This window comes from Nocardia wallacei (genome assembly GCF_029868745.1).
Taxonomy (GTDB): domain Bacteria; phylum Actinomycetota; class Actinomycetes; order Mycobacteriales; family Mycobacteriaceae; genus Nocardia; species Nocardia wallacei_B.
Genome location: NZ_JARWOP010000362.1, coordinates 1 through 5,998, shown reverse-complemented (window position 1 = coordinate 5,998; position 5,998 = coordinate 1). Strand labels below are relative to the sequence as shown.

Below are 5,998 nucleotides of genomic sequence, written 5' to 3'. Positions count from 1 at the left end.
CGGCGGCGACCTGGACGAACTGGACGCCCTCGACCTCGACACCGACCTGGACGACGCCGTGGTGGTGGTCGAATGGGGCCTCGGCGTGGGGGGCGGCCCGCCCCCCGTTTTTTTTGGGCCCGGGGTGCCGGGGGCCCGGGGGGGGGGGGGGGGGGGGGGGCGGCGGGGGGGGTCTGGTCGGCGGCTATGGCCGCGAGCAGGCGGGTGCGGAGGGTGGCGGGGGGCGGGGTGGCCGACGCCGAGGCGAACACGGTGAGAGCTTCTCTGGTCTGTTGCACTTCGCTGTCGAAGTCCGCGCGCAGCGCCGCGTCGCCCGAATCGAGCACATCGTGCACGGCGCGCCGGTCCTCGTCGCCGATCGATCCGAGCGCGACCGCATGCGCGAGATCGATCTGGCTTTCGTTCATCTCACGTCACTCCCAAACTCTTCTTCAATCGTGTCAATCCATCGCGGATGCGGGACTTCACGGTCGGTAAACCGACGCCGAGGTACTCCGCTACTTCCGCATACGTCCGCCCGCCGAAGTAGGCCAGCGAGATGGCTTCCCGCTGTGTCTCCGTCAGGGTGGACAGGCTTTCCAAGACCGCCTGCTGATCGAGCCTTCGTCCTACTTCTTCGGTGACCTCGTCGAATTCGTTACCGAGAGAGCTTGCGCCGTAGGCGACTTCGCGCTGGGCGTGGGCCTGCTCGGCGCGGACGCGATCGACCGCCCGGCGGTGGGCGAGCGTCATCAGCCAGGTGACCGCGGATCCCCTGGACGAGTCGAAGTTGGCCGCGGTGCGCCAGATCTGGAGGTAGACCTCCTGCGTGGTCTCCTCCGCGTAGCCGGGGTCGTGTAGGACACGCAGGACCAGGCCGAACACCCGGGCGCACGTTCGGTCGTACAGCTCGGCGAAGGCCTCCTGGTCGGATCGGCCGCAGCGTTCGAGAAGCGCGGCTAGTTCGAGGCTTTCGGCTGCGCGCGCCGTCACCGCAGAGTCTCCGCGGGGTGTTTCCACCCGCTCGTCCCGGATAGCTTGTTGGAACGAGTCGCCCTCTGCGGCCGGCGGCCGCGTTGTCACAACGCTCCATTCTGTGTCATCGGCCACTACCGTAGCGTGCCGCTATGACCTCCTCTCGGGTGGGGGTATCGGCAAACTGACTGCGGCTCAGCGGTTTTCGGACATTGCCCGACACGCCGAGGCAGTCTTCGGTAAGACACGCCGGAAATTGTGTGGATCGCTGTGTTCGATTCGGACGTACCCGGCATCGCGGCGACAAGGCGGGCGGCGACAGGGGTGGGCAAGGCTTCTGGCCATCTTGCGGCAGGCGGTCGGCGGTGACCGAAGGAGCCTGCGCGCCTGTGTCGGCGTCACCGGCCGGTAGCGCAATGGCCGGGCGTTTGCCAGGCATTCGGCGCGCCGAGCGTTCCGGATGGGAGAAAATTCGAGGGCGCGAGAATCAGACCGTCACGCGGCGGCGGTTGCGCCGCGCGTGCATCTCGCGCTCGGTCTCCGACATCCCGCCCCAGATGCCGTACGGCTCGCTGACCTTCAGCGCGTGGCTGCGGCACTGCATGAGCACCGGGCAGGTGCGGCAGATCTCCTTGGCGCGCAGCTCACGCTGCGCGCGGGCGCGGCCGCGCTCGCCGTCGGGATGGAAGAACACGGAGGAGTCCACACCGCGGCAGGAACCGCGCATCTGCCAATCCCAGATGTCGGCATTGGGCCCGGGGAGGTGGGTGGGCATGGGCATCGTGAACTCCTAGTGGTGCGAGCTCGTCGGCGTTGTCGAGCGGTGCTTGTCAGCAGCGGTCTGTCCGAACCTCGAGGCGCGGTCGGATGAGACCTCGCCGAGATCGGGCTCGGACCGTGTCGCCGGAGTTCCGGCGATCGCAGTTCGTGGTCGCCGCAATTTCACACGGCGCCGACGACGGCGATGTCGTACGTTAGGACGCATAGCGAAATCCAGTCAATAGTTTCTCTGGCGACGATTCCAAAGGGAGCGGTTCCGAGATTTAACCTTCCTGCTATTTACATCCGGGCCACCGATAGCGATACTGATCGGTTGGCCAGTTCGGGGCCTGTCCGTTGCTGTCTTGTGATAGGCCATAAACGGCCAGGTCATGGCCCTTTTCATCGAAAGAAAGACGCGGTTGTTCCATCGCCGGCGTAGCTTGTGGTATGTGGCGGACGCCACCGATCGGGCGAATGTGGGCGATGGTCAGATGGCCGCTCCGAGGCGCGCAGGTTAATTATCCGAAAAGCATACAAATTCCTAACATACGTGCTGGGCGATTGCCCGTCGTTGTTTTACGAGATCGAAACATCTGCGGCGCTTTCCTCTTGCTGAATGGTTGCTCGCGGTTCGAAACGGGTTCGCGCGGGGGCGTGCGGGTCGCCGGATAAGGTGCGGCGGTGAATCACTTCTCCGCGCTGCCCGACCCCCTCGCGAACCCGCGGCACGCGATATTCGTCGAGGCCGCGTTCGGCGCCCGTCCGGGCATCCCCGCGGCCGAATTGCCCGCCGCCGCCGACGCCGTCGAATCTTGGCTGCGCGCGGTCGTTCTGGGTGGCCAGGGCCGCTATGCCGCCGCCCGGGCCGAACTGCACCGCGCGTACCGCGGCGGCGCCGACCCGGCGCTGCGCTCGCTGATCACCAGCACCCGCGCCTCGCTGCTGCGGCAACTCGGCCGGCACGCGCGCGCCGCCGTACTCGACGGCCGGGCGCTCGCACTGGTGCTCCCGGAGGCGCCCACCGCCGGCGCGGCCGGGCCGGCGGCCTGGCGCGAAGCGGTTTGCGACGCGTTGACCGGCCTGGCCGCCGATGCGCTGGGGACCGCCCGGCCGGAGCTGTCGGCGCGGCTGCTGAAACGTTGCCAGAACTTTCTCGGCGATTTTCCCGATTCCGCCGCCGACGACGGGACGCGCGCTCGGCTGCGTTGGCACTGGGTGGCGGCCGAGACCGCGCTGGCCGCGCCGGACCGCGGGCTGGTTGCCGGCTCCGCGCTGCGGTACGCCGAAACCGCGCTCGCACTCGCGGAGCGTGGCCCGTCGGTGCGCCATCGCGTCAAGTCCCGTCTACTCGTCGCCGCCGCGGCGGCCGCCGCCGGCGATGTCGAACAGTCTCGGGCATCCGCCGCGCTGGTCTCCTCCCAGAGCCGGGAAAACGGTCTGCTTCCGCTCCGGTGGGCCTGCGCGATGTTGCGGGCGGGGGTCGACGAGGGCGCCGATGCGGCCCGAGCAGCGGCCGAAGCGCGCGCATGTGCGCAGGACCTGGCCGGTCATGGCGGTGTATTGCGTTCGGACGATGAGGTTCTCGGTAGTGGCTGATCCCAGGTGTTGCCCGTCACGGGTTGTGAAGCCGCTATTGTTGGAGCCGTTCCGCCGATCGGCGGAAGCACTGGTCAACAACCGACCGTGCCACTTGTAACGCCAGGAATATCTCTGACGATGACGCACACGGGCGAGGAGTTGGACGCCGCCGTCGCTGCCGCAGCGCAGGGCGATCGTTCGGCTTTAGCCCAGGTACTGGAGATCATCCGTCCACTGGTAGTTCGCTACTGCCGTGCGCGGATCGGATCCGCGGAGCGTGGGCAGCTCTCCGCGGACGACGTTGCGCAGGAGGTCTGTCTGGCCGTGATGACCGCCCTGCCGCGTTATCAGGACCAAGGGCGGCCGTTCATGGCCTTCGTGTATGGAATCGCTTCGCACAAGGTCGCCGATGCTCATCGCAACGCCGCCCGTAACAAGGCGGACGCGATGGCCGAAGTACCAGATGTCATATCCACCGACCAGGGGCCGGAGCAGCGCGCTCTCGATTCCGAAACGAGCCGGCAGATGAACAGTCTGCTGGCGACGCTTCCGGAGAAGCATCGAGAGATCCTGATCCTGCGATTGGTCATGGGTCTGTCAGCAGAAGAAACTGCTGCCGCCGTGGGCAGTACGGCGGGAGCTATACGAGTGGCCCAGCACCGGGCGCTCGCGAAACTGAAGTCACAAGTGGCGAGGGCAGGTGAAATGTATGGCTAGGGATGGCGAGCGCGGTCGGGGCGACTGGAAGGCGCGGCTTGGATCGCACAACAGCGATCCCTACGCCGAGGCATCCGGGGACAACGGCCCGGTCGACATTGCCGCGGTGCGCCGCGACGATGCCTTGATCGACGCCATCGCCGGTGACGGACCCGTGACGACCGACAGCTCCGAGGAGTATCAGCTCGCGACATTGCTCGCGAACTGGCGGGCGGAGATCGTCGAGGAGCCGTTGCCGGGCGGGCCGGATCTGGATGCTGTTGTCGCGGCGGTCAATCAGGAAATCGGTGCGCGGCAGACGAGAGTTAACGTCGCGCGGCGAAGTCATTTACGGCTGGTACGTCCCCTCATGGGTGCGGCCGCCGCGGTGGCCTTGATCTTCGGCGGTATGACGGCGTTCTCTTACAGTGCGCAGCCCGGCGATCCGCTGTGGCGAGTGAAGGAAGTGGTGTTCAGCCAGCAGGCACAGACCACCATCGCCCAGCGCGCCGACAACGCATTGAGCGAGGCGCAGACTCTGCTCGAGCAGAAGCGGCCGGAAGAGGCCAAGGCGCTGCTGGCGAGTTCCCGCAATACCGCGACCCAGGTCGACGACCAGAAGCGTCGCAACGAGCTGGAAGAACGCTGGAACCAGCTGTGGGCACAGCTGAAAATCGACGCACCGGACATCGCCGCATCGCTGACGCCGATCAGCCCGCCGAAGTCCACGGGCCGTCCGCAGGTGCCGTCCACCGGGTCGACGATCACCCAGCAGCCGGCCGACAGCCCGAGCAAGCCCACCAGCACCTTCGATCCACGCACCCTCGGCACCGATCCCGGCGTGGACAACCCCGGCGGCCCGAGCACCAAGCCCACGCTGCCGACGACGCCGTCGCTGCCGACCGAACTGCCCACCGTGCAACCCACGGTGCCGCAGGAACCGCCGACCATCCCGCAGGAACCGCCCACCGGCGCGCCGACCACCATCGGCTCGACGGGGGCGCCCGCGTTCCCGCCGCGGCCGGGTGGGCAGACCATCGAGCCCACCGGTCGTCCCAGCGTCCCGTCGATCGGGGTGCCGACACCGGTCAAGCCGCCGGCGGGATCGTTGCCGGGCGGGTCGCTGCCGGGTGGAATCGGCGGATAGCGGACACGGTCGCAGAGCAGCACATCAACCGATCGCCGACAGGTGGTCGGCTTTGCTGTGCGCGCGGCATGTCGTGGTGACATTGTCCTCGTGACATTGCCGTGTACATTCCCGTCCGGTGTACGTTGCCCGGACGAAGGCACAGAGCATCGAATGTATGTCGGATGCGGCCTGCCCGGCACGCATCCGATCAGCGCGAAATCAGGCGTCGAAGCCCTCGAACCCGTCGCCGTGCAGCGCCTCGTTCATCGACGCGTCGGCGTAACCGCGGCAGTAGTCCCACGTGACATAGGCCTCGGGGGTCGGGTCGTACGCGGGCTCGTGCGGGCGCACCGTGCCGTCCACCAGCAGTTGAAGCAGGTTCGCGCGCAACATGTCCCAGTCGTGATAATGATCCTGCCGGCAGTCCTCACAACTGACCACGAGCCCACGGATACCGCGGTGGGCCAGCAGCGCCTCGTAGACAGCGAGGTCGGCGAGATCTTCCTCGACCGCTAGGCGCTCGTGAGGATCCAGCGGCTCCCCCGGCTCGATGGCATCGAGCGCGGCCGACGGGTCGGAGGGGTCTCCGGCGAACGGATCCGGCGGCAGGCCAGGTGGTAGATGGTCACGCACAATCCCACGGTACGCAGAACAGGGGTACCTGCGCCAGCGCTGCGGGGAAGTTTTGCTGGGTCTGATGGCGCCGCCTGCGGTGTCGCGGGGTTTCGGCGGGTGTGGGGTTGGGTTGGGTGGGGAGCGCTGCTGTGTTTTTGGCCTTCGCTTCGCTTCGGCGGGTTTTCGGCGCCCATGGTATACGGGTTTTTGGGTGGGGGGGGGGGGGGGAGGGGGGACGATGTTCACGCGCCCCCCAAAACCCAC

Annotated in this window: 7 protein-coding genes; 3 read left to right on the top strand and 4 right to left on the bottom strand. The window is 67.6% G+C overall.

The window, feature by feature from the left end:
• The 3 genes from QH470_RS38380 to QH470_RS33850 form a co-directional block, all read right to left on the bottom strand.
• Positions 1–407, bottom strand: a 407-nt coding sequence (locus QH470_RS38380) for an RskA family anti-sigma factor (RefSeq protein ID WP_425302831.1), incomplete at its 3' end; no start/stop codon positions are given.
• Position 408: 1 nt separating this feature from the next.
• A complete protein-coding gene (locus QH470_RS33855) occupies positions 409–972 on the bottom strand; it encodes a sigma-70 family RNA polymerase sigma factor (RefSeq protein ID WP_342213805.1) in 564 nt (187 codons plus the stop codon).
• A gap of 469 nt (positions 973–1,441) precedes the next feature.
• A complete protein-coding gene (locus QH470_RS33850; RefSeq protein ID WP_187685245.1) occupies positions 1,442–1,735 on the bottom strand; it encodes a WhiB family transcriptional regulator in 294 nt (97 codons plus the stop codon).
• 662 nt (positions 1,736–2,397) lie between these two features.
• On the opposite strand from QH470_RS33850, the gene QH470_RS33845 reads away from it, so the two are divergent.
• The 3 genes from QH470_RS33845 to QH470_RS33835 all read left to right on the top strand — a co-directional run bounded on the left by QH470_RS33845 (position 2,398) and on the right by QH470_RS33835 (position 5,137).
• Positions 2,398–3,312: a hypothetical protein gene (locus tag QH470_RS33845; RefSeq protein ID WP_280276458.1), complete on the top strand. Its 915-nt coding sequence runs from the start codon at positions 2,398–2,400 to the stop codon at positions 3,310–3,312.
• Positions 3,313–3,432: 120 nt separating this feature from the next.
• Entirely contained in the window at positions 3,433–4,011 is a 579-nt protein-coding gene (locus tag QH470_RS33840) for a sigma-70 family RNA polymerase sigma factor (protein WP_280276457.1), read from the top strand.
• Positions 4,004–5,137, top strand: a complete 1,134-nt coding sequence (locus QH470_RS33835) for an anti-sigma-D factor RsdA (RefSeq protein WP_280276456.1) — start codon at positions 4,004–4,006, stop codon at positions 5,135–5,137. Before QH470_RS33840 ends, QH470_RS33835 begins: the two co-directional genes overlap by 8 nt.
• A 201-nt stretch (positions 5,138–5,338) precedes the next feature.
• On the opposite strand, the gene QH470_RS33830 is transcribed toward QH470_RS33835, so the two are convergent.
• The gene (locus QH470_RS33830) at positions 5,339–5,752 is read right to left on the bottom strand and encodes a DUF5319 domain-containing protein (protein WP_024802268.1); all 414 of its coding nucleotides are present in this window, start codon (positions 5,750–5,752) and stop codon (positions 5,339–5,341) included.
• Positions 5,753–5,998 lie beyond the last annotated feature (246 nt).